Annotated in this window: 27 protein-coding genes; 9 read left to right on the forward strand and 18 right to left on the reverse strand. The window is 62.6% G+C overall.

Going from position 1 to position 25110, the window contains the following annotated elements:
• Positions 1 to 8: 8 nt before the first annotated feature.
• Complete coding sequence (locus tag ASE60_RS22315; protein WP_057253104.1) at positions 9 to 194, reverse strand: DUF1059 domain-containing protein; 186 nt, start codon at positions 192 to 194, stop codon at positions 9 to 11.
• 195 nt (positions 195 to 389) lie between these two features.
• Here ASE60_RS22315 and ASE60_RS22320 point away from each other — a divergent pair, with 195 nt between their 5' ends.
• On the forward strand, positions 390 to 932 hold the full coding sequence (locus ASE60_RS22320) for an adenine phosphoribosyltransferase (protein ID WP_057253106.1): 543 nt from the start codon (positions 390 to 392) through the stop codon (positions 930 to 932).
• A gap of 69 nt (positions 933 to 1001) precedes the next feature.
• Here ASE60_RS22320 and ASE60_RS22325 read toward each other — a convergent pair whose 3' ends face one another.
• The 3 genes from ASE60_RS22325 to ASE60_RS22335 form a co-directional block, all read right to left on the reverse strand.
• Positions 1002 to 1214, reverse strand: a complete 213-nt coding sequence (locus ASE60_RS22325; protein WP_057253108.1) for a hypothetical protein — start codon at positions 1212 to 1214, stop codon at positions 1002 to 1004.
• A 154-nt stretch (positions 1215 to 1368) separates the two neighbouring features.
• Positions 1369 to 1839, reverse strand: a complete 471-nt coding sequence (locus ASE60_RS22330) for a MaoC family dehydratase (protein ID WP_082616006.1) — start codon at positions 1837 to 1839, stop codon at positions 1369 to 1371.
• Positions 1839 to 2291, reverse strand: coding sequence for a MaoC family dehydratase (locus ASE60_RS22335; protein WP_057253110.1), 453 nt, complete (start codon positions 2289 to 2291; stop codon positions 1839 to 1841). Before ASE60_RS22335 ends, ASE60_RS22330 begins: the two co-directional genes overlap by 1 nt.
• Before the next feature lie 182 nt (positions 2292 to 2473).
• On the opposite strand from ASE60_RS22335, the gene ASE60_RS22340 reads away from it, so the two are divergent.
• Positions 2474 to 3580, forward strand: coding sequence for a hypothetical protein (locus ASE60_RS22340; RefSeq protein ID WP_244495683.1), 1107 nt, complete (start codon positions 2474 to 2476; stop codon positions 3578 to 3580).
• A gap of 88 nt (positions 3581 to 3668) precedes the next feature.
• Here the strand turns inward: ASE60_RS22340 and ychF are convergent, their stop codons facing one another.
• A complete protein-coding gene (gene ychF, locus ASE60_RS22345) occupies positions 3669 to 4772 on the reverse strand; it encodes a redox-regulated ATPase YchF (RefSeq protein ID WP_057253112.1) in 1104 nt (367 codons plus the stop codon).
• A 186-nt stretch (positions 4773 to 4958) separates the two neighbouring features.
• On the opposite strand from ychF, the gene ASE60_RS22350 reads away from it, so the two are divergent.
• Positions 4959 to 5525 (forward strand): hypothetical protein, encoded by a 567-nt coding sequence (locus ASE60_RS22350; RefSeq protein WP_057253113.1) that lies wholly within the window; start codon positions 4959 to 4961, stop codon positions 5523 to 5525.
• A gap of 196 nt (positions 5526 to 5721) precedes the next feature.
• A complete protein-coding gene (clpS, locus tag ASE60_RS22355; RefSeq protein WP_057253114.1) occupies positions 5722 to 6033 on the forward strand; it encodes an ATP-dependent Clp protease adapter ClpS in 312 nt (103 codons plus the stop codon).
• 42 nt (positions 6034 to 6075) lie between these two features.
• On the opposite strand, the gene ASE60_RS22360 is transcribed toward clpS, so the two are convergent.
• Both ASE60_RS22360 and ASE60_RS22365 read right to left on the reverse strand, forming a co-directional pair.
• Positions 6076 to 6375, reverse strand: coding sequence for a hypothetical protein (locus ASE60_RS22360; RefSeq protein WP_057253116.1), 300 nt, complete (start codon positions 6373 to 6375; stop codon positions 6076 to 6078).
• Positions 6359 to 6919 (reverse strand): hypothetical protein, encoded by a 561-nt coding sequence (locus tag ASE60_RS22365; protein ID WP_057253118.1) that lies wholly within the window; start codon positions 6917 to 6919, stop codon positions 6359 to 6361. Before ASE60_RS22365 ends, ASE60_RS22360 begins: the two co-directional genes overlap by 17 nt.
• 120 nt (positions 6920 to 7039) lie before the next feature.
• Between ASE60_RS22365 and ASE60_RS22370 the strand changes: the two genes are divergently transcribed.
• A complete protein-coding gene (locus ASE60_RS22370; RefSeq protein WP_234793134.1) occupies positions 7040 to 7669 on the forward strand; it encodes a TetR/AcrR family transcriptional regulator in 630 nt (209 codons plus the stop codon).
• A gap of 50 nt (positions 7670 to 7719) precedes the next feature.
• On the opposite strand, the gene ASE60_RS22375 is transcribed toward ASE60_RS22370, so the two are convergent.
• The 6 genes from ASE60_RS22375 to ASE60_RS22400 form a co-directional block, all read right to left on the reverse strand.
• Complete coding sequence (locus ASE60_RS22375) at positions 7720 to 8703, reverse strand: hypothetical protein (RefSeq protein ID WP_057253120.1); 984 nt, start codon at positions 8701 to 8703, stop codon at positions 7720 to 7722.
• 70 nt (positions 8704 to 8773) lie between these two features.
• The gene (gene pth / locus ASE60_RS22380) at positions 8774 to 9493 is read right to left on the reverse strand and encodes an aminoacyl-tRNA hydrolase (protein ID WP_057254334.1); all 720 of its coding nucleotides are present in this window, start codon (positions 9491 to 9493) and stop codon (positions 8774 to 8776) included.
• A gap of 67 nt (positions 9494 to 9560) precedes the next feature.
• A complete protein-coding gene (locus ASE60_RS22385; protein WP_057253122.1) occupies positions 9561 to 10295 on the reverse strand; it encodes a transporter substrate-binding domain-containing protein in 735 nt (244 codons plus the stop codon).
• A 95-nt stretch (positions 10296 to 10390) separates the two neighbouring features.
• Positions 10391 to 12775, reverse strand: coding sequence for a bifunctional diguanylate cyclase/phosphodiesterase (locus ASE60_RS22390; RefSeq protein WP_057254337.1), 2385 nt, complete (start codon positions 12773 to 12775; stop codon positions 10391 to 10393).
• Positions 12776 to 13035: 260 nt separating this feature from the next.
• Complete coding sequence (locus ASE60_RS22395; RefSeq protein ID WP_057253124.1) at positions 13036 to 13644, reverse strand: 50S ribosomal protein L25/general stress protein Ctc; 609 nt, start codon at positions 13642 to 13644, stop codon at positions 13036 to 13038.
• A gap of 156 nt (positions 13645 to 13800) precedes the next feature.
• Positions 13801 to 14982: a benzoate/H(+) symporter BenE family transporter gene (locus ASE60_RS22400; RefSeq protein ID WP_057253126.1), complete on the reverse strand. Its 1182-nt coding sequence runs from the start codon at positions 14980 to 14982 to the stop codon at positions 13801 to 13803.
• A gap of 249 nt (positions 14983 to 15231) precedes the next feature.
• Between ASE60_RS22400 and ASE60_RS22405 the strand changes: the two genes are divergently transcribed.
• From ASE60_RS22405 to ASE60_RS22415, 3 genes are all read left to right on the forward strand, one after another.
• Positions 15232 to 16188: a helix-turn-helix domain-containing protein gene (locus ASE60_RS22405; protein WP_057253128.1), complete on the forward strand. Its 957-nt coding sequence runs from the start codon at positions 15232 to 15234 to the stop codon at positions 16186 to 16188.
• Positions 16189 to 16561: 373 nt separating this feature from the next.
• Positions 16562 to 18070, forward strand: a complete 1509-nt coding sequence (gene adh / locus ASE60_RS22410; protein ID WP_057253130.1) for an aldehyde dehydrogenase — start codon at positions 16562 to 16564, stop codon at positions 18068 to 18070.
• Positions 18071 to 18230: 160 nt separating this feature from the next.
• Positions 18231 to 18629 carry a DUF779 domain-containing protein gene (locus tag ASE60_RS22415; RefSeq protein ID WP_057253133.1) on the forward strand — a complete coding sequence of 133 codons (399 nt, stop codon included), beginning with the start codon at positions 18231 to 18233 and terminating at the stop codon, positions 18627 to 18629.
• A 6-nt stretch (positions 18630 to 18635) separates the two neighbouring features.
• Here ASE60_RS22415 and ASE60_RS22420 read toward each other — a convergent pair whose 3' ends face one another.
• Complete coding sequence (locus ASE60_RS22420; RefSeq protein ID WP_057253134.1) at positions 18636 to 19541, reverse strand: LysR family transcriptional regulator; 906 nt, start codon at positions 19539 to 19541, stop codon at positions 18636 to 18638.
• Between the two features lie 119 nt (positions 19542 to 19660).
• Between ASE60_RS22420 and ASE60_RS22425 the strand changes: the two genes are divergently transcribed.
• Entirely contained in the window at positions 19661 to 20689 is a 1029-nt protein-coding gene (locus ASE60_RS22425; protein ID WP_057253135.1) for an aldo/keto reductase, read from the forward strand.
• Positions 20690 to 20759: 70 nt separating this feature from the next.
• On the opposite strand, the gene ASE60_RS22430 is transcribed toward ASE60_RS22425, so the two are convergent.
• From ASE60_RS22430 to pgeF, 4 genes are all read right to left on the reverse strand, one after another.
• Positions 20760 to 21692 (reverse strand): ribose-phosphate pyrophosphokinase, encoded by a 933-nt coding sequence (locus ASE60_RS22430; RefSeq protein WP_057253136.1) that lies wholly within the window; start codon positions 21690 to 21692, stop codon positions 20760 to 20762.
• Positions 21693 to 21899: 207 nt separating this feature from the next.
• Positions 21900 to 22724, reverse strand: a complete 825-nt coding sequence (locus tag ASE60_RS22435) for a hypothetical protein (protein ID WP_057253137.1) — start codon at positions 22722 to 22724, stop codon at positions 21900 to 21902.
• Positions 22725 to 22808: 84 nt separating this feature from the next.
• Positions 22809 to 23960, reverse strand: coding sequence for a Xaa-Pro peptidase family protein (locus tag ASE60_RS22440; protein ID WP_057253138.1), 1152 nt, complete (start codon positions 23958 to 23960; stop codon positions 22809 to 22811).
• Position 23961: 1 nt separating this feature from the next.
• Positions 23962 to 24756, reverse strand: a complete 795-nt coding sequence (gene pgeF, locus ASE60_RS22445) for a peptidoglycan editing factor PgeF (protein ID WP_057253139.1) — start codon at positions 24754 to 24756, stop codon at positions 23962 to 23964.
• Positions 24757 to 25110 lie beyond the last annotated feature (354 nt).

The following is a 25110-nucleotide window of genomic DNA, read 5'->3' on the forward strand; positions in this document are numbered from 1 at the left end:
CCGGACGGCTACGCCGCCTTGGATTCGTCGGTGATCCGGGCCTTGATGTTGTCGATCATGTTTTCGCGAATAACCGTCTCGCCGTGCGTTTCGCGCATGTGCTCGACGGCGCGGCGCACGATTTCGGCATCGTTGTCGGCGCGCGTGTGCCATTCGCAACCCGGGACGAGGGAACCGCATTCAAACAGGCGCATGGTGCTTCCTTCCCTGTCTAAAGTTTGATGCGAGAGCGCGGCGCGCCGGTCGGGCGACCGCACGATTAGAGTAGCATCAACCCCCAAGGGCGGCCAATTGTTCCCGCCGACGACGCGAGAAGAAACCGTTATAGACAAAGAGGCCGATGGTGTTATGGGTTTGCGGTAACAAGAGACGCAAAGGCCCTTTTGCCCATGACCACCGTTCAATCGGAACTGATCTCCGCCATCCGGAACATTCCTGATTATCCGAAGCCGGGCGTGATGTTTCGCGATATCACCACGCTGCTCGGCAATCCGCGCGCATTCCGCCGTGCGATCGATGAGCTGGTGCATCCCTACGCCGGTACCAAGATCGACAAGATCGCCGGCATCGAAGCGCGCGGTTTCATCCTCGGTGGCGCGATTGCACACCAGCTTTCTTCCGGCTTCGTTCCGATCCGCAAGAAGGGCAAGCTGCCGCACGACACCGTGCGCATCGCCTACAGCCTGGAATACGGCGTCGACGAAATGGAGATGCACAAGGACGCCATCAAGCCGGGCGAGAAGGTGATTCTCGTCGACGATCTGATTGCGACCGGCGGGACGGCGGAAGCGGCCACCAAGCTTCTGAAGCAGATGGGCGCCGATATCGTCGCCGCCTGCTTCGTCATCGATCTCCCCGATCTCGGTGGACGCAAGAAGCTCGAAGCGCTCGGCGTCAATGTCCGCACGCTGATCGAATTCGAAGGCCACTGATCCTGACGGGCGATAGCGGCATTGCGGATCGAAATCCGCGCGTTCCGCACCGGATCATTTTCGATCGCTTCAGAGGCGATTGATCGTCCGCAACATCAGCTGAACTTCACGCTGTGTGGCGGGTGGCAGTGTCTCTACTTCCTTTTGCCAAAACTGTTCGGCTTCCGGAGGCTCGTCTTCCCAACTTCTGACGGATGTCTCGTTATCGTCGATCACGACACGGCGATGGCCGCCAAGACGCAGATAGGCGTCCGCCAGTTCACAGACATGGGTTTTTTCCATGGCCAACACTCCCGTTTCCTTGATGCAAGGCGGGCATCCCGCACGGGGTAAGTGACAGTCGGCACCGCGCTTTGTCTGGTGCTGATTTTACGCGCAAACCGCGCTGGAATTAAGATGTCTCTGGAGGTGCGTCGCCCGAAGGCGGCGCTCGTTGCTACACGAACTCGATTACCTTGCTCTCAAAGCGGATCACCGCCTCGCCGTGCTGGTTGTCGCCTTCGCACAGGATCGTGTTGATCCGCCAGCCGGGTTTCGAGGTGAGCGAGCGGCTTTCGAGGAAGGTCACGAAATAGGTGACCGTGTCGCCGGCATAGACCGGCTTCAACCATTTGAGATCGCGAAAACCGGGCGAGGGGCCGAGGTTCGGCGCACGCAGACCCTCGGCGGCGAGCCGGCGCTGCTCGTTCCTCCAGAAGCGGACGAAGCATTGCATCCATCCGGCGCTGGTATGCCAGCCCGATGCGCAAAGCCCGCCGAACAGCGAATGCCGTGCCGCTTCCTCATCGAGATGAAAAGGCTGCGGGTCGAAGTCGCGGGCGAAGCGGATGATGTCTTCGGCCGTGAAGGTCAGGCTGCCGATGGCGGTCCTGGCCCTGGCGGCGTAAAATTCTTCCATCGTCATCATCAGGCTTGCCCCTTCTCGCGGCAGCGAAAGAGAACGGTGCATTCGGAGACCGCCACGGGCTCACCCGCCTGGTTGGTGATTTCGTTGCGGAATTTGACGATGCCGAGATCGGGCTTCGAATTCGACCGCCGCGCCTCGAGCACGAGGCTGAAGCCATTGAGGATATCGCCGGCGATGACCGGCTTCCTCCAGTCCATGAAGTCGATGCCGGGCGACCCTTGAGACGTCGAATTGCCCATGAAGGCGTCGAGCATCATGCGCATGCCGACGGCGCTGGTGTGCCAGCCGGACGCGGCAAGGCCGCCAAGAATGCTGCGTTTTCCCGCTTCCTCATCGAGATGCATCGGCTGCTGGTCGAACTCACTGGCGAAGGCGATCATCTCCGCCGGCTTCATCTCGACCGGCGTGTAGTCGAAACGGCGCCCTTCGGAAAAATCCTCGAAATACAGCATGCTTGAGTTGTCCCGTCTGATTTGCTGCCGTCTACCTACTGCATAATTTATCGAAGCGGAATCCATTTGAGCGGATCTGTTGCGAGGCAGCGCGGGCTGAATTTCCAGGTTGCGCATGCCGGACGTTCATGCAACCACCTGTCTAGCTGCCGCATCCGCCGGCGCTTGATCGAGGAGCATTCGTGACCGAACTGAACAGAGCGCTCGCAGGCGCTGCCGAAAAAGGGATCATCTCAGCGAACCAGGTGAGAGATCTGGAAGCCTATCTTGCGGACCGCGGCATGATCTTCGGGCCGACGGCGCCGGATGCCGCCGCGGAGCGACATGACGCTGCGCTTGATGCGCGTGCAGCCGAAGACAGCGAGCAGCCGCGGTTCGTGCGGGGATTTCACGATATCCTGATCACCATCGGCGTCATTGTCGTGCTGATCGGCCTTTGGGGTCTGGGTGGTCCGTTCGCAACGCTGCCGGTCATTCTCGTTCTTGCCGAAATCCTGGTGCGACGCCAGCGGCTGGCACTGCCGTCGGTGGCGCTGACGGTCGCGCTCGTGCATTGGGTCGGAACGACGTCGCTGATGTTCGTGAGCGAGCAGGAGGATGCCTGGAAACCGCTGATCTTTGCACTCGCCTACCTATCGGCGTTCCCGATCCCGCTGGGCCTGTTCTACTGGCGCTATCGTGTGCCACTGGCGCTGGCCGGATTGATGGTATCGATCGCACTCGTCTGCGTGGTCGCGATCCTTCTTGCCCTCGAGAAGATCTTGGGGATCGACCTTGCCAACGAAGACCATTTCATGCTTCTCGCGCTCACCGTTCTTGTTGGAGCCTTGGGCCTTTTTGCGGCCGCCATGCGCTACGACGTTTCCGATCCACAGCGTGAGACCGCGCGCTCCGATACGGCATTCTGGCTGCACCTGGCCGCAGCACCGGCATTGCTCTACGCACTGATGGGCCTGGTTTTCCTGTCGAACGGTGGCAGCACCTGGTGGGACGGTCAGGCCGGCTTCGGCCAAGCGGTTGCCGCGATCCTGATCGTTGCGGCCTTCATGCTGGTCGGGCTGGTCATCGACCGGCGTGCGTTCGTCACGTCGGGGCTGGTGTCGCTCGGGGGCGCGGTGTGGACGATGCTGAGCCAGACCGGCGCGTCGCTCGACAGCTACGTCTTCGTCGCCTTCGCGGTGGTCGGCGTGACCGTACTCTTCATCGGCATCTTCTGGCAGCGGTTGCGCCGCATGGTCATGGACCTGCTACCGCAAACGATAACGGCGCGGTTGCATGCCGCGCCGTGATACCGAGTTCTCTGCGTGCGCTGCACCGTTGCAGCGCACCTTGTCTCTTTGATCTTGCGCCTGCTACGCAAGATCGCCGCGCCACGTCTTACGTGTTGAAGCGGAAGTGGATGACGTCGCCGTCCTGGACGACGTATTCCTTGCCTTCGTCGCGCGCCTTGCCGGCTTCCTTGGCGCCCACTTCGCCGCCGAGCGTGATGTAATCCTCGTAGGCGATCGTGTTGGCACGGATGAATCCGCGCTCGAAGTCGGTGTGGATGACGCCGGCCGCCTGCGGTGCCTTGGTGCCGCGCTGGATCGTCCAGGCGCGGGTTTCCTTGGGGCCGACGGTGAAGTAGGTGATGAGGTCGAGCAGCTTGTAGCCGGCGCGGATCAGACGGTCGAGACCGGCTTCTTCTAGGCCGAGCGCGCTCAGGAACTCCTTGGATTCTTCTTCCGGCAGCTGTGCCACTTCGGATTCGATCGCCGCCGAGATCACGACGCTTTCGGCCCCCTGCGCCTTTGCCATTTCGGCAACCGCGCGGGTGTGTTCGTTGCCGTCGACCGCATCGCTTTCCGCGACGTTGCAGACGTAGAGCACCGGATGGGCGGTCAGGAGGTTGAGGCTCTGCAGAATGCGCAGTTCTTCGGCATCGAGCTTGGCAAGCAGCGTGCGTACCGGCTTGCCGTCCTGCAGCAGCTTCAGCGAGGCTTCCATGATCGGAAGCTGCGCCATGGAGTCCTTGTCCTTGCCGCCGGCGCGCTTGCGGGTCTGCTCGGTGCGGCGCTCAAGGCTGTCGAGGTCGGCGAGCATCAGCTCGGTCTCGATCGTCTCGGCATCTGCGACCGGGTGGATGCGGCCTTCGACGTGGGTGATGTCATCATCCTCGAAGCAGCGCAGCACATGCACGACAGCATCCACTTCGCGGATGTTGGCGAGGAACTGATTGCCGAGGCCTTCGCCCTTCGACGCGCCACGCACGAGGCCGGCGATGTCGACGAAGGAGATGCGCGTCGGGATGATTTCCTTCGACTTGGCAATGTCGGCAAGCTTGCGCATGCGCGGGTCCGGCACCGCCACTTCGCCGGTGTTCGGCTCGATGGTGCAGAAGGGATAGTTGGCCGCCTGAGCGGCCGCCGTCTTGGTGAGTGCGTTGAAGAGCGTGGACTTGCCGACGTTCGGCAGCCCGACAATACCGCATTTGAAGCCCATGGGGTCTCGTCCGTATCCTTAAATTCCGTTGGCGTGGCTATGCGGGAAGGGCGCTTCCTGGTCAAGGGTGGACACCCCGTTCACGGTAAATAAGGGGCTTGCGCCGTTGAACGCGCGGTATTTGGGCCCGCATATGCCCTCAGAAATCCGCCGGCCCGTCGCGGCGAAAAATCTGAGGAGCCCACATTGATCGATCAGAAATTCATGTTCCCGCGCGTGCCGGTGGCGGTCGTCGATATCGGCGACACGCTTGAAGCCCTGCTGATCCGTTCCATGCTGGAGAGCCTTGGCGCCGTCGTCACGCTGCATCTGCCGGGGACACCCGCGGACTTCCTGACCTTGATCGCCGGCGGCGAACTCGTGCATCAGCATGTGGTCATCTGCGGTCACGGCGACGAAAATGGTTTCGTCTTCGGAGAATACTGCGAAGGCATCGACACATCGATGCTGGTCGACGGTAGCCTGCCGCCTTCAGTCGTTGCCGAGCATGCCAGGCTCGGCGGCAAGATCGTTCTCAGCACCTGCTGCGAGACCGGCGGCACGGCGTACGGCGATGCCTTTGTCGGGGCGGGTGGCGCAGCCCTCTATGTCGCCCCCGATGGTTCGCCCGAAGGGGCCGATGCGCCGCTCTTCGTGCATTGCTTCTATCATGCGCTTCTTGCACGCAAGCAGACGCCCGAGGCGGCACTGGAGCACGCCCGCTCCTATGACGAGGCGGCGTCGATGTTCGTCGGGCACTGGCCGGCCAACTGACCGACGTGACTGCCGCCCCTGCTTTTGCTTGATCGGTGCGCCCGCCCGTAGGATAGTGCGTGCGCATACGGCGCCGCACGTCTCTTGAGACGCACTAAGGTCGCTGTAACATTTAGATCTGCTTCACGATTTTGTCCCTAAATCGGTTCTGGTTTAAGGAATTTCCGTTCTTTCTGTCATCAACGGGGTGGTTCCGATGAGTGACAACGAGGTTGCCAGAAAAGTCAAAGTGAAGGTCAAGCCGAAGCTCGAACGGCCGAAGCTTTACAAGGTTATGTTGCTCAATGACGATTATACGCCGCGCGAGTTCGTCGTCGGCGTGCTCAAGGCCGTGTTCCATATGAGCGAGGAGGCCGGCTACCGCGTGATGATGACGGCGCACAAGATGGGCACTTCGGTGGTCGTCGTCTGTGTGCGCGACATTGCGGAAACCAAGGCCAAGGCGGCGACCGATCTTGCCAAGGAAGCGGGTTTTCCGCTGCTCTTCACCACCGAACCCGAGGAATAGCGAGCGGTCGGCACGAAGGATGGCGGGGGTCGCCGGTTCGCTTTATGTTTTCTTATGTAGACGAAGCGGCTTGCTTGCTTCCCGCTTGATCGTGCCCTTGGCTTCGAGATCGAGCTGAACCGCCTTCAGCCACCAGCCGGCCTTTGCACCCTCGGGGAAAAGGTCCTGCGGCAACAACGGCAATAGCCGCTCCTTCGCTTCCGCGACGGTCAGCCCCGGTGTGACCGGCAGGACCGCGAGCAGGGCTTCGCGCATTGCCTCGTACTTTACCCGGTCGACACGGTATTTGTGGCCGGGCGAGACGATGTTTTCGATCTCGATCTTCTCAGCCTGAGATGCCATTGGCCTCACCTTTCACATAGTCGATCCTGGGCGCCTTGAATCCCATGGCCGCCCAGGCGGTCAAAAGCCGCCACATGAAGCGGCCCGAATGCGTCTTGTAACTCGGCAGTGTGTCGTTGAACTCGACGCCTGCCTTGCGATCTTTCGTCATGGTCCGCATTTCGAGCGGCGGCTGTTCGTCCGGGGCGAAACGCTGATTGTAGACGCTCAACCAGTGGCCGTCTTTGAATTCGAGGAACATGGCGGCGTTGCAGCAACTCGCGATCACCCTTCGCGTCGGCGCCTCGGGTGTCAACCGATGCTCGCGCAAAAGCTCGCTGCCCCTGATGCAGCGGATCCTGTCCTTCCGGTAGAGCGCGAAGCGCGTCGAACCGTCGGCTTCCAGCACAGGCGACGCTTCGGGCAGGGCCTCGAAGCGCTCGCCGGCGGTGCGGCAGCTGCTGCAATAGCAGGCGGCGCCGACAATCGGCTCGCCGACGGCTTCAAAGGCAACCTGACCGCAGCGACAGGCGGCAATCCGAATTCTTGCTTGTGGTTTCACCATGGCCCTCTCCCGATATCGTCTCACTAACTAGACTGTACCGTCCAGTTTGATTTGTCCATCCGACTGGCCTATTGTGTGGGGCAGATGATTTGTGACGTGCAGCAAGGCGGAGGGGCAGAATTGAGCAACGGCGCAAAGACGCGCATGGAGCGTACCCGCAAGGGGATCGTGGCGGCGGCAAGCGATCTCTTCCTGAAACACGGCTTTCTCGGCACGAACATGGATGAGATCGCGGCGACCGCGGAAGTGTCGAAGCAAACCGTCTATTCCCATTTCCAGAGCAAGGAGGCGTTGTTTCTGGAGGTCGTGCGCAGCATGACGGGCGGCGCCGGCGATGAGTTCCAGGAGCAGGTCGCCGACCCGGATGGCGATGAGCCGATCGAAGAATTTCTGCTCGACTATGCCACCCAGCTGCTGGCGATCGTGATGACGCCGCGGCTGATGCAGGTGCGGCGCCTGGTGATTGCCGAGGTCGAGCGCTTTCCGCAGCTTGGCGAAGCCCTGCACGAGCGCGGGCCGATGCGCTCGATCAGGCGGCTTGCCGTCGCCTTCAAGCGCTATAGCGAGAAGGGCGACATCCGGGTGAGGGATGTGCAGGTCGCTGGCGGCTTCTTCAACTGGCTCGTCATGGGTGGACCGGTAAATGATGCCATGCTGCTCGGCGACGGCGCCATTCCGGCGCCGGAGGTTCTGCAGGCCCATGCGGCCGAGGCGGTGCGGATTTTTCTGGCAGCGCATAGGGCCGCCTAGGCGTTCGGGTCTCTTTCTGGTTCGCGGCTATCCGTTTGATGCGGAAGACGTCAGGGCGCCTTGCTCACCGGTGAGGACGCATTCCACCATTTGAGCACGCGCATCGCCTTGAGTGTCACCCACCGCGACGGTACGTCGGCTCCGTCGTCGACATCGAACCACACCCGTCCGGCGGGGCTCCAGTCGAGCGGCCAGGTGCCGTTGTCCAGGCGTCGCGCAGAAAGGTGATCGATCGCTTCGCCGAGGCGCGGGTCGGGCGCGGCGGCGGTCCGGAGCACCGATTGCCGGAAATAGTCGAGTGCGCGCAGGATGTCGTAGTGCCAGCGGTTCGGGTGGCAGAGGCAAAGAAACCGATTGCTCGCCGGTTCGCCGGTGCTCAGGCGGCGGAAGAGGTGGCGCTTGAGGAGATAGTCCTCACCACCCTCCCGCGCCGCCTTGGACTGCGGTGTGCCGCCGGTCGCCCTTTCGAACTCCAGCAATCCTTCGAGCACATTGATGGTGCTTGCAAAGGACGAGCAAACTGAACCGTTCGCCCGCTCGCAGTTCCAGCCACCATCGGGCTGCCGTTCGCCAACGAGCCTTTCGACGATGGGTGCGATGTCGACGCCGAAATAGGCGCCGTCAGCCACGGTTCGCCCGTTGATGCACTCCTCGACCTCGCCTTGCCAATAGGGCTGGCCGCCTTCGTCCCAGCGGGCGTTGGCGCCGATCAGTTCAACGGTTTGCCTGGCCCGATCCGATGATGGGTCGAGGCCGAATTCCCGGAGCTGCGACAGCGAAAAGCACGTGGCCGTCCAGGGCTGACCGCGCTCGGACCACTCGCGCGCGTCAAAACCAGCCGGAATAAAGGCGCCGCCCGCCCATTGGCCGTCGTCGTCCTGATGCGAAAGCAGTCTGGCGCCCCAGCCTTCGGTCTCCACCTTGGCTCGCTCGGCCCTCCACACAGGTTCCGGGGCATCCAGCAGGTCACGCATCACTTGCCAGCGGATCGAAGGATCCGAAGCGAGAAGCCAGTCAATCACCGGGTGGCTCATAGGGCGTGCTCCAGGCCGGTCTTCAAAGCCGACCTGAGCGAAAACTAGCGCTCGCTCCGGAAACGGGAAGCTAGTCGCCCTTCGAACCGAACATCTTCTTCAGCATGTCGGCCATCGGGCCGGTTGCCGGCAGCTTCTTTGGCTGGGCGGAATTGCGCGCCTGGTGGATGTGCGATTGCGCGCCCTGCTTCTTCGGGGTTTCGGGCTTGTCCGCTTCCGGCTTGCCGCCGGTCGCGAGCGCGATCTTGTTCAGAAGCTGGGAATCCTCGCCGCGCACCAGCATGTCGGCATTGTCGGCGATGGCGTCGAGCAGCGGTATCAGCCAGGCTTGGTCGGCCTTGGCGAAATCGCCGAGAACGTGGGCGTGAACGAGGTCCTTGACGCCGGGATGGCCGATGCCCAGGCGCAGGCGGCGATACTCCTTGCCGCAATGGGCATCGATCGACTTGATGCCGTTGTGGCCGCCATGGCCGCCGCCGACCTTGAGCCGCGCCTTGGCGGCCGGCAGGTCGAGTTCGTCATAGATGACGGTGATGTCCTTTGGCTGCAGCTTGTAGAAGCGCATGGCCTCACCGACCGCTTCGCCGGAGAGGTTCATGAAGGTCTGCGGCTTCATCAGGAGCACGCGTTCGCCGCCGATCTCGCCTTCGGCGATCTCGGCCTTGAATTTCTTCGACCAGGAAGAAAAGCCGTGCCGGCGGTGAATGACGTCGACCGCCATGAAGCCGATATTGTGCCGGTTGGTGGCGTATTTCGAACCTGGATTGCCAAGCCCTACGATGATCAGCATGTCGTCACGCGTCGATGATTTCGGGGTGGGGCCATCCAAAATCATCGTGCCCGGGGGAAGTCAACGCTTATTTCTCGGCGCGCAGGCTGGCATTTGGCGTGAGGCCGTAGTGCTTGAAGATTTCGTCCTGGGTGCCGTTGCCGACCAACCGGTCCAGTTCGCGCTGCATCGCGGCGACGGTTGCCCGCGATACATCGCGGTGGCAGGCGATGCCGTAGAGCTTGCCTTCAAGCACCAGCGCCGCCTCGACCGGTTTGCCCTCGGCCCGCATGCTCTGGAAGGTTTTCTCTGACGTCATCAGCAGATCGACGCGTCCGGCGATCAGCTTCTTCACGCTCGAATCGAGGTTTGCGGCATAGTCGATCTTCGGAAAGTCGTGGTCCCTGAGATAGGTTGCGGAAAAATCCTCGCGCTGGGTGCCTACGGTGTACTGACGTGCTGCTTCCAGCGAAGCCGGTGCTATGTTTGAGCCGGCGTGGCGAACCATAACCATATGATCGACCAGCAGAGGTTCGACCCATAGAAACTTCTTGTCGCGTTCGGCGTCGTGGCCGGTGGTGAAAACGCAATAGGCAGGATCGGTTTCGGCCAGCATGAAGGCCCGCGCCCAGGGCAGAACCTCGATCGTGTAAGGCTGTTTCAGCCGCTCCATGATCCGCTTGACCTGGTCTACCGCAGCACCGCTCGGACCGTTCTCGGTCGAAAAATTGTAAGGGGGGTACTCCTCGGTGACGAACTTGATCGTCTGTGCCTCAGCGGTCGTGAAGAGACCGAGGAAAAATATTGGGACCAGCGCCTTCACGTGCTTTCCTCCTTTTGCTGCATGCCTTGCGGTATCCGTGCGGTGCTGCCGCGTCCCGAACCTCCATGGGAGAGCGCGACCGCTGGCAGCGAACATCATGCCCGCCTGTCTGCCACCGCCGCCGTCTTTGCCTCCGAGTCGCTTTCCAGCATCTTCAGCATGCTGTCGATCTGCATCGGCCGGCTGAAGAGATAGCCCTGGCCGCAATCGACACCCAGCTTGCGCAGCAGCTGCCACTGCTCCTTCGTCTCGATGCCTTCGGCAACGACGGTGCAGCCCATCTGGTGCGAGATCGTGCGGATGCCCTTGATCAGCATGCGGCTCTTGCGGCGGATGTCGGCGGTGCCGGAACTCAGCGAACGGGTGAAGGACTGGTCGACCTTGACGATATCGACCGGGAAACGGTTGAGGTAGCTCAGCGATGAATAGCCGGTGCCGAAATCGTCGAGCGCGATCCGGCAGCCGAATTCGTTCAGTTGCTTCAGCACCGCGTGCACTTCCGGATTGTCGAGCATGAGGACGGCTTCGGTGATCTCGACGACGATCCGGCTTGGCGAAATATGGTGCTTCAGGAGCAGTGCGGCGAGCTTGTGCGGCAGCGTCAGCTCGAATTGCAGCGGCGAGAAATTGACGGCTAGGTAGGTGTTCTGCGTGCCGTCCAGCTCGGAGATCGCAGCCAGATGGCGGATCGCCTTTTCGAGGATGTGGTCGCCTATGCGGGCGATCGTGCCGGTTTCCTCGGCAATGCCGATGATCTTGCCGGGCGGCATCAGGCCCTTTTCCGGGTGGTTGAGGCGCATCAGCGCCTCGAAGCCGGCGATCTGTCCGTCGGCAAGGCTGACGATCGGCTGCAGCCAGGCCTCGAAGTGGTCGTCCTTCAGCCCAGCCTCGATGCACTGTTCGATCTCATGGCGCTCGCGGGAAGCGTCGAGCATGCTGGCGTCAAACAGCTGCAGGCCGTTCTTGCCATCGTGCTTGCGCGCATACATGGCCATATCCGCCTTGAGCAGGAGGTCGGAGGCGTTTTCCGCATGGGCCGGGTAGACCGAGATGCCGACGCTGGCGCTGACGAGCAGTTCGTTGCCGGCAATCGGCATCGGCTCGCGCAGTGCCGAAACGATGCGTTCGCCGATCTCGCTTGCGAGCGCAGCCGCGTCCCGGTCGGAAATCAGGATGGCGAATTCGTCTCCGCCGAGGCGGGCCATGATGTCGCCGGGGCTCAGCGCGTCACGGATGAGCTCGACCGTGTGGCGCAACACTTCGTCGCCGGCCGCATGGCCGAAATTGTCGTTGATCCATTTGAAGCGGTCGAGATCGATGAACAGGCAGCCAAGCTGCATGCCGCATTCGTCGGCCTGCTGGATCGCGTCGTCGAGTGCCGCTTCGAACCCCTGGCGGTTGAGCAGGCCGGTGAGGTGGTCGGTGATCGCCTGGGTGTGGTTGCGGCTTTCCGCCTGCTTCAGCGCCGTGACATCGGTCATGACGGAGAGCGACAGGCTGCCTTCACCGGTCGCCTTCGTCTCCTGGATCAGCACCGTCATCAGCTGGCTATCCGTCTTGCGGAAAGGAACGGTGACCTCCCGGATCTCATGGTCGCCGACCGCGATCGTTTTGGCATGGCTGCGATAGGTTTCGTGCCAGTGCTGATCGATGAAATCGACGAAGTCGCGGCCGATGACGTCGTCCCGATCGTAACCGGTCGCCAGCAGCCAGTAGTCGCTGACGGCGAGCAGGCGTCCGTCGACGTCGAGCGAGAACAGCATCGCGGGCGTCAGGTTGTAGATATCGGTGACGCGTTCGTGCGCATTCTTCAGTTCGGTCTCTTCGCGCTCGAGCCGGTCCTGCATCTCGTTGAAATTGGCGGCAAGCGCGCCCATTTCGTCGTCGGAGGTCCAGTCGACCCGGTGGCGTGAGCCGAGCCGGCGCGTCGCCTCGATCGCCGCTGTCAGGCGCATCAGCGGGCGCATCACCGTGAAGCGATTGCCGACGAGGGCTGCGGCGAAGACGATTGCGACGGCGAAGAGCAGGATGGCGAGGATCGCCAGCTCGTCCTTGCTGAATTGCGACAGAAGGCCGGGCGTCGGCACTCTCACCTCGATGCGACCGATCTCCTTCATCCCATCCATGGACTGATAGGAAATGGGCAGGCTGAGGATCCGGTCCTTGGTGCCGGGCACAGCGCCGCCGAGCGGCATCTGGGCGAGGATCGAGCCGGTCTGGTCGCGGACGGTGACAGAGAGGATATCGGTGCCGTTTATCAGCGATCGGGCGATGTGCTTTATGCCGTCGCTGTCGAAGTCCCAGATGGGTTTGCCCAGCGCCTCGGCGCTTGCGGCCATCAGCAGTTCGATGTTGTGAATCCGCTCGCGTGCGATGCGGTCGCTGGATATACTCAGGAAGAGAACGAGCAGAGGGGCAATGAAAACGAGCATTGCGCCACAGACAATCGCAATAAATCGGTTCTCCACGGAATGCATCATCGGATGCACGCCTTGGAAGGTGCTGCCACGCATTTCATTTCGGATTCTCTTCAGTCTGAGCCCCAGTTTCCCCGACAGAAGAACATCATCAAAACCTTAAATGTTGCTGAAATCGCTTCGTGATAAATGATGAGACGCGATGCCGGCGCTGTGTGGCGAGAGGCCTGTGGACCAATGCAAAAAGCCCGCCCCAAACGAATGGGACGGGCTCTCGATGAAGTGCAGCGGGACTGGCTTTTCGCCAGTCACCCAAAAGCCAATCAGGCTTCTGCTTCGCCTTCGGCTTCTTCCTTCACGCCACCGGCCGGAGCAACGATCGTTGCAATGGTGAAGTCGCGGTCGGTGATAACCGGGGTCGCGCCCTTCGGCAGCTTGATGTTGGAAATGTGAACGGCATCGCCGACCTTGAGGCCGGAGAGATCGACGCTGAGGAATTCCGGAATGTCGTTGGCCGAAACGTTGAGTTCGACTTCGTGGCGAACGATGTTCAGAACGCCGCCAGCCTTCAGGCCCGGGGACTTCTCTTCGTTTTCGAAGTGAACCGGAACTTCAACGGTAACCTGGCTGTCCTTGGAGACGCGCAGGAAGTCGACATGCATGGTGAAGTCACGGACCGGATCCAGCTGGTAGTCCTTCGGCAGGACGCGGATCTTTTCGCCGTTGACGTCGATGACCGCGACGGTGGTCATGAAACCGCCGGCGTGGATCTTCATCGTCACTTCCTTGGTGGAGAGTGCGATGGAAAGGGGGGCCTGCTTGTCACCGTAGATGACAGCCGGGATAAGACCGTTGCGACGAAGTTCACGGGAGGACCCCTTACCAACCCGTTCGCGCGTCTCGGCCTTGAGCTCGTAAGTTGCGTGGCTCATGGGTAGACCTTTCTATGTCTAAATCTGGAGAGCTCATCCGACATGGCGGATGAACCGAAGCCACATGGGCTTCATCCGCGTTGCCTCCAAGGGTGTCTACGCGGACGGGGCGGTGCATAGACGAGATCGGCTTGAAATGCAAGCTTTGCCGCGGGTTCAGGCCTTTTTCTGGGTAAGACGCGCAAGCGCCAGCATCAGCCCACCGGCAATCAGACCCCAGAAGGCCCCGGAAACACCGGCGAAACTGACGCCCGATGCCGTCACCAGAAAGGTGATGGCGGCCGCCTCGCGTGTCTTTGCCTCGGTGAAGGCGGCCATGGCGGAACTGGCGAAGGCGCCGACGAGCGCGAGGCCGGCCACCGCCTCGATCAGGATGGAAGGCGCAAGGCTGACGAAGGTGGTGACGGCGCCGGCAAGCAGCCCGAAGAGAATGTAGAAGGCGCCGGCATTGATCGCCGACCAGTAGCGTCGGTTGCGATCGGGATGGGAATCGCTTCCGGCGCACATGGCGGCGGTGATCGCCGCCAGATTGACCGCGTGGCCGCCGAACGGCGCGCTCAGCATGGAAAAGAGGCCGGTGGTCGCAAACAGCGGCCCGGGGGCGGGGTGATAGTCGTTGACCTTCAACACCGCGATGCCGGGGATGTTCTGCGAGGCCATGGTGACGATGAAGAGCGGCAGCGCAATGCTGACCATGGCTGCGACATTGAACTGTGGGGTCACGAACTCGACGGTCGGCACCAGCGCCGAGGACAGGGTAGAGAAGGCGCCCGCCGGGACTTCGACGCCGAAGGCGATGACGAGTACGAAAGCGACGAGCGCGGCCGGCACCGCATAGAGCTTGTTGACGCTGCCGACGACCGCCCAGGCGATGAGGATCGGCAAGCCGAGAAGCGGATTGAAGGCGATCGCCTTGACCGGCGCGAAGCAGAGGCTGAGCAACACCCCCGCGAGCATGGCATTGGCGAGCGGGGCAGGAATGCCCGAAACCAGGCGGCCGAGCGGTTTCCAGAGGCCGGCGACGACGACGAGCAGCCCACAGACGAGGAAGGCGCCGACGGCAGCGTTGAAGCCGCCTTCGACGACGCCCGCGCTCGCGAGCAGTGCGGCACCCGGCGTCGACCAGGCGATGCTGACCGGCAGCCGCGTGATGGCGCTGATGACAATCGCGCAGACGCCCATGGAGATCGACAACGCCATCAGCCCGGAGGCAGCCTGTGCTTCGCTGGCGCCGACTCCGGTCAGGCCGTGCAACACGACGGCGAAGGAACTGGCGAAGCCGACGAAGGCGATCAGCAGGCCCATGAAGAGGCTCTGGGGCGAGAAGTCACGAAACATGGCGGCAACCGGCTGTTGTGGGGGTGAGTCGCGGCGATCTGATCCTTTCGCGTATCACATTCGGGCGCGCTGTCGATATCGGCCGCGTGATGCACCGATCAAACTCGCTGAGGGGGGCTGACCCTCGAACCTTCGTCTGGCTGGACCTTTGCGGAGATCGTTGGCTATAGTGCCGCCCAAGCAGGTGCGCCGTTTGGGAGATCGGTCGCATCCGCCTTCCGCCGGTCGACGCTTTCAGGGAGGAAGCCGATGCCTGCCGTCAGGGATCATTCGGAACTTGTCTATCGGGTCGCGCACCAGTCTTCGGCGGCGGCGAGCTCATCGGTGGCCGCGTCGTGGCGGCGCTGCATGACCCTGCATAAGCTTGCTCCGGAGGAAGCCCGTACGCCGCTTCGGCTGTCGGACAGCGAGTTTCGCTCCGTCCGCGAGCGCTCCGGTGAGCTGCTGGCGGAGGCCGGCATCGAACTCGACCGGTTGTTTGCGACCGTCGGCAGGGCTGGCTGCTGCCTGCTCCTCACCGACAATGACGGCGTGGCGCTCGAGCGGCGCGGAGCGGTCGGCGACGACGCTGAATTTCGCGGCGTCGGGCTCTGGTCGGGAACGGTCTGGAGCGAGGCGAATGTGGGCACCAACGGCATCGGCACGGCGATCGCCGATGAGCGCGCCGTCGTCATCCAGCGCGATCAGCATTTCCTGAGCAGCAATATCGGCTTGAGCTGCGCGACCGCGCCGATCCGCGATCATCGCGGGCGATTGGCGGCGGCCATCGACATTTCAACCTGCCGTGACGATGCCTCCGAGATCACCATGTCGATCCTGTCGCAGGCGGTTCGTGACGCGGCCGCGCGCATCGAGGCCGGCCTCTTCCGTCGTGCCTTCGCCGGTGCGCGCATCGTGCTGGTGCCAGTGGATCGAGCCGGGCCGGCGCTCCTTGCCGTCGACCGCGACGACCTCGTGCTCGGTGCAACGCGTGCCGCACGGCAATGGCTCGACCTCGACGACCGGCGCATCGCCGCCGGGGTTCCGGCCTCCGACCTTCTTCGAGAGGACACGTCAGGCGATGCCGCCGAGCTTCCCGATGCGGAGCGCGCGGCGCTCCGGCGTGTTCTTTCCCGTGCCAGCGGCAACGTCTCCATGGCGGCCGAGCTGCTCGGCATCAGCCGCGCCACCCTTTACCGCAAGATGAAGCGGCTCCAGGTCAACTGATCTTCCTACCCATCTGAAGGCTGCCCCTCACCCTAACCCTCTCCCCGCAGACGGGGAGAGGGGGCGTGGCCCCGAGCGGTCTTTGCGATTGTGGTGGCCCTGATCCTTGGGGGAATGGGGAGCATGCCGCTTGCCCCTTCTCCCCGTGACGACGGGGAGAAGGTCCCGGCAGGGGGATGAGGGGCAAACGTTGACTGAAGCAACCGCAGACTTGCCGCCCAGTTTGCTGCACTGCAGCACGGTATCCAAGCCCGCCTGTCTCAATTCTGAAACACATCGCGTCGCTGGTGCTTGCGCCTCACTATCGAAGACGCACGTTCAGTCGCACCTTCCTTCTCACAGCCCCGTTGCTGGTTCTCAGGGAGGAAAGACCATGTTGCATCAGAAGATCGTCGAAAGCCCATTCAGGCAGAAATACGGCAACTTCATCGGCGGCGAATGGCGCGAGCCGGTGGCCGGACGCTATTTCGACAACACGACGCCGGTGACCGGCGGCGTGCTTTGCCAGGTGGCGCGCTCGGACGTCGCCGATATCGAGCTGGCGCTCGACGCCGCCCACGCCGTCCGAGAGAAATGGGGCCGGACGTCTGCCGCCGAGCGCTCCAACATCCTGATGAAGATCGCGGGCCGCATGGAGGACAATCTCGAACTGCTGGCGCGGGCCGAAACCTTCGACAACGGCAAGCCGATCCGCGAGACCATGGCGGCCGACATTCCGCTTGCCATCGACCATTTCCGCTACTTCGCCGCCTGCATTCGTGCCCAGGAAGGCACGATCGGCGAGATCGACCACGACACGGTCGCCTATCACTTCCACGAACCGCTCGGCGTCGTCGGCCAGATCATCCCCTGGAATTTCCCGATCCTGATGGCCGCCTGGAAACTGGCTCCGGCGCTGGCCGCCGGCAATTGCGTCGTCCTGAAGCCGGCCGAACAGACGCCGGCCTCGATCCTCGTCTGGGCCGATCTCGTCGGTGATCTCTTGCCGGCGGGCGTGCTCAACATCGTCAACGGCTTCGGTCTTGAAGCCGGCAAGCCGCTCGCTACCAGCCCGCGCATCGCCAAGATCGCCTTTACCGGCGAAACGACCACCGGCCGGCTGATCATGCAATATGCCAGCCAGAACCTTATTCCGGTGACGCTGGAGCTCGGCGGCAAGTCGCCGAACATCTTCTTTGCCGACGTGCTCGCGGAGGATGACGATTACTTCGACAAGGCGCTCGAAGGCTTTGCCATGTTCGCGCTGAACCAGGGCGAGGTCTGCACCTGCCCGAGCCGCGCGCTGGTGCAGGAGAGCATCTATGACCGCTTCATGGAGCGGGCGGTGAAACGCGTCGAGGCGATCCGCCAGGGCAATCCGCTCGACAGCGCCACGATGATCGGCGCGCAGGCATCGAGCGAACAGCTCGAAAAGATCCTCTCCTACATCGACATCGGCCGCCAAGAAGGCGCCGAAGTGCTCACCGGCGGTGGCCGCAACGTGCTCGAAGGCGAACTGTCGGAAGGCTTCTACGTCAAGCCGACGGTTTTCCGCGGGCACAACAAAATGCGGGTCTTCCAGGAGGAGATCTTCGGGCCCGTGGTTTCGGTCACCACCTTCAAGACCGAGGCAGAAGCGCTGGAGATCGCCAACGACACGCTCTATGGCCTCGGTGCCGGTGTCTGGAGCCGTGATGCCAACCGTTGCTACCGCTTCGGCCGCGAAATCCAGGCCGGCCGCGTCTGGACCAATTGCTACCACGCCTATCCGGCGCATGCGGCCTTCGGCGGTTACAAGCAGTCCGGCATCGGCCGCGAGACCCATAAGATGATGCTCGATCACTACCAGCAGACGAAGAACATGCTGGTGAGCTACAGCCCGAAGGCGCTCGGCTTCTTCTGATCGGACCCTGCCTTCCCCGCCGTCGGGGAGGGCAACAGAAGCCAGAGGGAAGGTAATCTCCACCTTTCCTCTGGCTCGTGCGGCGGCTGAGGTGTGCTCTCCACCCGCGCCTCAGCCGACCAACATCAAACGATACGCAGTGGGAGCAGGGAGGCTTGCGATGTCCGCCGAGGTGACAGGAACCATCGGGATCAACGAACCGCGCGTGCTTGCGACGGACGCAGCGCTCGATTTCATTGCCGAAATCCGGCGCGACCATCCGGATATCCTGTTTCACCAGTCCGGCGGCTGCTGCGATGGCTCGTCGCCGATGTGCTACCCGGCGGATGATTACATCGTCGGCGACAACGACGTGAAGCTCGGCGAGATCGGCGGCGTGCCGGTCTATATCAGCGCCAGCCAGTTCGAGGTCTGGAAGCACACGCAACTGATCATCGACGTGGTGCCGGGGCGGGGGGGCATGTTCTCGCTCGACAACGGGCGGGAAAAGCGATTTCTCACGCGGTCACGGCTGTTCAGCGGCGGCGAGGCTTGCGTCGTGGTCTTTCGCGGGCGCTGACGCGACCTACTTCCGCTCCCGCGCGACCTTTGCCGTCAAATCGAGAAGGGCGCGCAGTTTGGGTTGGGTTTGGGCCTTGGCGGGGAAATAGATGAAGAGGCCTGGCGACCTCGGCAGGTAGGCTTCGAGCACCCGTTCAAGGCGCCCGCTTGCGACAGCGTCGCACACCGAAAGGTCCGGCAGGTAGGCAAGCCCGGTGCCGGCTTGCGCCATCTCCACGAGCATCTGGAAATCGTTGACCGTCAGCCCGCCGGGTACGTCGACGGAAAAGTCGCGTCCCTCCCGCTCGAACTCCCAGCGGTAGATCGTGCCGGATGCCGGGTAGCGATAGCGGATCGCCTCGTGGCGTGTCAGCTCTTCGGGCGTTTGCGGCCGACCTTGTTTCACGAAGTAGGACGGCGAGCCGACCACCGCCCAGGTGATGTCGGGCGTCAGCCGGACCGCGATCATATCCCGTTCGACCGCCTCGCCGATGCGGATGCCGGCATCGAAACCGCGCTCGGTGATATCGACAGCCGCATCGTCGATCGAGATTTCCACCGAAACGTCCGGATAGGCCTGGCGGAAGCGCGGCAAAAGCGGCGTCAGCACCAGCGGGATCGCCATGCGCGGCACGGTCAGCCTGAGATTGCCCATGGGCCGGTCGCGAAAATCGCCGAGCAACTCATAGGCATCGGCGATCTCGGAGGCAGCAGGGCGCACGCGCTTCAGGAAGGCGCTACCGGCTTCGGTGAGGGCGACGCGCCGCGTGGTGCGGACGAAGAGCTGGAGACCGAGGCGGGCTTCGAGCGCCCTGATCGTCTGGCTGACGGCATTGGGCGTAACGCCGAGCGTCGCTGCCGCGGCTGTGAAGCTGCTGCTCTCGGCAACTGCCAGAAATTCTCTCAGTCCGTTGAAGGGGTCGTTTGCCATCCTTCGATTATGAAGCATTTCTTCCAAACCTATCAAGGTGACGGTAGTTTTTTGCGGCAATCAACTTTGGCATGGTGTTCCCAATTCGAACCTGCCTCTCGCAAAGGATGGAGAACGACATGCAATACACGACGCTTGGAAACACCGGTCTGGTGGTCTCGCGCTTTGCCTTCGGCGCCATGACCTTCACCGCCGGCGATCGCAGCCTCGGCGCCGTCTACAAGACCGATGCCGAAGCGGCCGATGCCCTTGTGGGACAGGCGCTGGATGCCGGCATCAACTTCTTCGATACGGCCGACGCCTATGCCTCCGGGCAGTCGGAACGCATCCTCGGCGAGGCGCTCAAGTCCCGTCGCGACGAGGTGGTGATCGCCACCAAGGTCGGCTTCCGCACCGGAACGCCACTCAGCCAAGCCGGTCTTTCGCGCCGCCACATCCTCTGGTCGGTCGATCAGAGCCTGAAGCGTCTCGGCACCGACTGGATCGACGCCTACATCGTTCACAAGGAAGATCCCCGCACGCCGCTCGAGGAAACGCTTCTCGCGCTCGATGCGGTCGTTCGCTCCGGCAAGGTGCGCTACATTGGCTTTTCCAACTGGTCGGCCTGGAAGGTGGCGGCCGCGCTTGAGATCCAGAAGGCCAACGGCTTGGCTCCTTTCACCCATGGCCAGATGCATTATTCCTTGCTCGGCCGCGACGTGGAGCGTGACGTCATCCCGATGATGCAGCGCTACGGGTTGGGGCTGACTGTCTGGAGCCCGCTGGCATCGGGTTTTCTCTCGGGCAAATACACGCGCGAAAATCTCGGCGACCCCGACAACCGCTATTCCGGTTTCGACATCCTGCCCTTCGACAAGGAACAGGGCTTCAAGCTGGTCGAATGCATGCGCGGGATCGCCGATCAGCATGGGGCAAGCGTGGCGCAGGTGGCGATCGCCTGGCTGCTTTCGAAGAAAGCGGTGACGAGCGTGCTTCTCGGAGCCTCCAAGCCGCACCAGCTCAAGGACAATCTCGGCGCTGCGGATCTCGTTCTGACGGAAGCGGAGATCGCGACGCTCGACGCCGAGACGGTGCCGGTGCCTGTTTATCCGAACTGGTTCATCGACAACCTCGTCGACCAGCCGGTGGTGCAGGCGCTGGGCAGGTAATCGCATCCCACAAAGAAAAACGCCGGCGCGTTGGCGCCGGCGTTTATGAATTGCCGAGTTGGGAATGGCCTCAGTCGAAGAGGCTCGAAACCGACTCTTCCTGGCTGGTGCGGCTGATGGCTTCGCCAAGCAGGCCAGCGGTGGTGATCACGCGGATGTTGTGGGCGGACTGGACGGCCGTGGTCGGCTGGATCGAGTCGGTGATGACCAGTTCCTTCAGCATCGACGAAGTGACGCGGGCAACCGCACCGCCGGAGAGAACGCCGTGGGTGATGTAGGCCGTGACGCTGGTTGCGCCGTTCTTTAGGAGCGCTTCGGCCGCGTTGCAGAGTGTGCCACCCGAGTCGACGATGTCGTCGATCAGCAGGCAGTCCTTGCCCTTCACGTCGCCGATGACGTTCATGACTTCCGATTCACCGGGACGGTCGCGACGCTTGTCGACGATGGCCAGCAGACAGTCGAGGCGCTTGGCAAGCGCGCGGGCGCGCACCACGCCGCCGACGTCGGGCGAAACGACCATGACGTTCTTGAGGTCGTAGTTTTCCTTGACGTCGCGCGCCAGGATCGGGATCGCATAGAGATTGTCGGTCGGGATGTCGAAGAAGCCCTGGATCTGCCCGGCGTGAAGATCAAGGGTCAGAACGCGGTCGGCGCCGGCTTCGGTGATCAGGTTGGCGACGAGCTTGGCGGAGATCGGCGTGCGCGGACCGGCTTTGCGATCCTGGCGGGCATAGCCGAAATAGGGAAGCACTGCGGTGATGCGGCGAGCGGAAGAGCGGCGCACCGCGTCGATCATGATGAGCAGTTCCATCAGGTGATCGTTGGTGGGGAAAGAGGTCGACTGGATGATGAACACATCCTCGCCGCGCACGTTTTCGCCGATCTCGACGAAGATTTCCTGATCGGCGAACCGGCGTACCGCCGCTTTGCCGAGAGGCAGGTTGAGATAGTTGCAGATCGCTTCGGCCAGCAGCCGGTTCGAATTGCCTGCGAAAACCTTCATTGACGGACCGCCTTGAGCTGGCGCGGTCACCGTCCGGTACTTTTCCGGGAGCGGTGTGTTCCGCGCAGATTCCGAGAGCCATTCCAATCGCGGACATTCTTTGCGGATGGCCGCCGTTCAGAGCTGATCGGCCGCTTTTTAGCGAGACTGAACTTGAATGCAAGGGGAATGCTGCGCCGCGAAGGCCAATATCCTAAAAACTTTGCATCAACCGGCCTGAGATTGCCGCCATTCGAGGTAGGCGTTGATGGTTTTCGTCGCGATTCCCTGCATGGTTGCCGCCGGGACTCCGCTCCACAAGTCGGCGCCGCCGCCGGGAACCGAGTCCTGTCCCTGGATACGGTGCAGGCGGTTTCCGCTGCCGTCGAGCACATCCCAGACATAGACGACGGTGGTCTTGTCGCCGTCTTTGAGCGTCGAGAAGTAGCCCTTGAGGATATGTTCGCTGCTGGCATCGCCAGAGCCCTTGATCGTCAGGCCGTGTGCGCGCGCTTCGGCCCCAAGCTGCTTGGAGAGCGGCGTGACCGCCTGGACCGGTGCGCCGATGATCGGCAGGAACCGGATCGTGCCGCTGGCGGCGGCACTTGCCTTCGGCAGCGAAGCGACGCTCGGCTCGTTCTGGATCTCTTCGGCAGCGGCTGCGGTCTGTTGCACTGGCGTCTGTTGTACCGGGGGCGGTTGGTTCTGGATCGTGTTCTGGACGGGTGCTGAACCGGCGGCAAGCCGGCTTGCCTGGGCCTCGAACGTGCCGGCCGGATCGGTATAGGTCGCATCGCCGCTGGCATAGGCCGTCGGCGTGTTCGAAGGGGCCGGCTGAGGAGAGTAGGCGGTGGTCTGGCTGACGGGTTCGCGCTGCACTGGGGCGACGGCGGTCTCAGCCGACATGGCGTCGAGGTCGGATTGCGTCACCGGCGGCGAGCGAAAGGTTCCCGCGCCGACGTCGACCTGCGGCGTCAGCATGTCGGTGCTGTTGCAGCCAGCCAGGGCGACGAGGAGTCCGAGGCCAACGATAGGCGTGGTGAGCTTTCGCATGTTCAAACCGTCCGTTTTCTTCGCGGCAGTTTTTGAAACGTCTCCTGTCGTCTGCCAGTTCAAAGCAATTCTAGGCGGATTTCCCTAAGCAGAAATGAAGTCCAGGCCATAGCGCGACAGCGGGCGCGGAGTATCCGTGGTGGTGAGGTAGGTCTGGCCGAGGGTCATGGCGGTGCCGCTGTCGGAATCCATGATGATCATGTGCACGAACAGCGACATGTTCGGCTCGATCTCCTGCGGGTTGCCGAGATGGAACATCTGGTGCTCCATCCAGGAGGGCGAGAAGCGGGCGCCGAGCGAATAGCCGCAGGCGTTGAGGCGGTGACGGGCGAGGCCGCGCTCGTCCATGATCTTGGCATGCATGTCGAAGACGGTGCCGAAGGTGTTGCCGGGACGAAGCACCATCTCGATCGCCTGGATGGTTTCGCGGCAGGCGCTGTAGAGTTCGCGGTGACGGTTGGTCGGTTCGCCGATGACGACGGTGCGCATCATCGCCGCATGATAGTGGGCGCTGACGCCGGCCCATTCGAGGGTGAGCTGGTCCTGGCTGTCAAGCACGCGGCGCCCGGACTTGTAGCGGCAGAGCAGCGCGTCGGCGCCGGAGCCGATGATGAATTCGTTGGCCGGATAGTCGCCGCCGCCGGCCAGAATCTTGCCCTGCATCGCGGCGAGGATGTCGGCTTCGTTGCCGCCGGGACGGATCAGCGGCAGCGCGGCGTCGAGCGCATCGTCGGCCAGGCTTGCTGCCTTCTCGACATAGGCGATCTCGGCGTCGCTCTTGATGAGGCGCAGACGGCTGACGAGGTACGAGGCGTCGATTATCTCGCCGAAGGTCTGGATCTGGCGGTCGAGCAGGCGGGCGACGCGGCCGGTCATGCCGTGCGTATCGTATTCGACGCCGATGCGGCAGCCGAGCAGGTCGAGTTCGCTCAAGAGGTTCTTGAGATCCAGGGTCGGATCGGCATTGGCCCGGTCCACCCAGATCTCGATGCGTTCGATATTGGAGGTGTGGCGTGCCTGGCGCAGGTCGGCCGAGCGCGTCAGCAAGACCATCGAGCCGTCTTTCTTCACAACCAGCGTCTGGAAGAAGCAGTAGCCGAAGGTGTCGTAGCCCGTCAGCCAGTACATGCTCTCCTGGGCGAAGAGCAGCACGGCATCGAGCTTCTCCTCGCGCATCTTCTCCGTCAGCCGATCGAGGCGGCTTGCATATTCTTCCTGGGCAAATTGAAGCGCCATGTCAGGTCCCCCGTATGCAAATGGCGGAAATCTGCCGGCCGTAGTCCGGTTCCTGCCTGTGTGTCGTCCGACGGTAGGAGAAGAAGCGCTCCTCGTCGGCATAGGTGCAGATATCGAGATTTTCGGCTGCTACGCCTGCTTCGGTCAACCGCTTGATCGTGAGACCCGGCAGGTCGAACATTGCGTGGCCGTCGCGGTCTGACGGCCTGAAATAGGTTGCGTAGCTGTCGTTCGCCGAGACGAAGCGCTCGACGAATTCGGCACCGACTTCGTAGTTGCGATGGCTGATCGACGGGCCGAGGCAGGCGACGATGCGATCGCGCCGGGCGCCGAGCGAGACCATCGCGTCGATGGTGCTCTCGAGCACGCCGCCAAGCGCGCCCTTCCAGCCGGCATGGGCGGCGCCGATGATATTGGTTTCTGCGTCGGCAAAGAGGATCGGGCCGCAATCGGCCGATAGCACGCCGAGCACGATACCGGGCGTCGCCGTCACCAGCGCATCAGCCTCAGGGCGGCTACCGTCATAGCTTTCGTCGACCACGATGGCGTTGGGGGAATGGACCTGATGAACCGTCGCCAGCCGTTCCAGCGGCGCGCCGAACCAGCCCGCGACGCGGGTGCGGTTCTCGTTGACATGGGCTCTTTCGTCCTTCGAACCGAGGCCGACATTGAGGCCGCGATAGAGCCCTTCGGAAACGCCGCCCTGGCGGGTGAAATAGCCATGGGCGATTGCCGGCCCGACCTTCTCGCCGAAAAGCGAGCTCTGCACGGGAGAAAGCGCGGCGTCATGCTGCATCGGTATATTTGCCTTTGCTTTATGAATAAATTCAATGGGTTTGGGGGCGCGCTCCGGCCCGGCGACTGGCGGCTGATTTGCCGGCGCGATGTTGACCCGCGATGGCTGGGCTGTCAATTCCCGAACGATAGGGGGAGCCAGCGGCCTGTGATTTCGAGGGGCAGTCATCGCTCGGCCACCGCCGCTACGCGCTGACGAAAACGCCTTCCTTCGACGCCCGCATCTGCACGAGGCCCGCGGAAAAACAAGAGGTCGGGATGGCGCCTTACCTGCAGGCTTTTGAGCGACGCTGCGTGCAATCTTTGCGTGGGGCTCTGCATAAGAGTATTATCTAATATAGCAAGAAATGCTTGT

The organism is Ensifer sp. Root278, assembly GCF_001429285.1.
Classification (GTDB): Bacteria; Pseudomonadota; Alphaproteobacteria; order Rhizobiales; family Rhizobiaceae; genus Ensifer.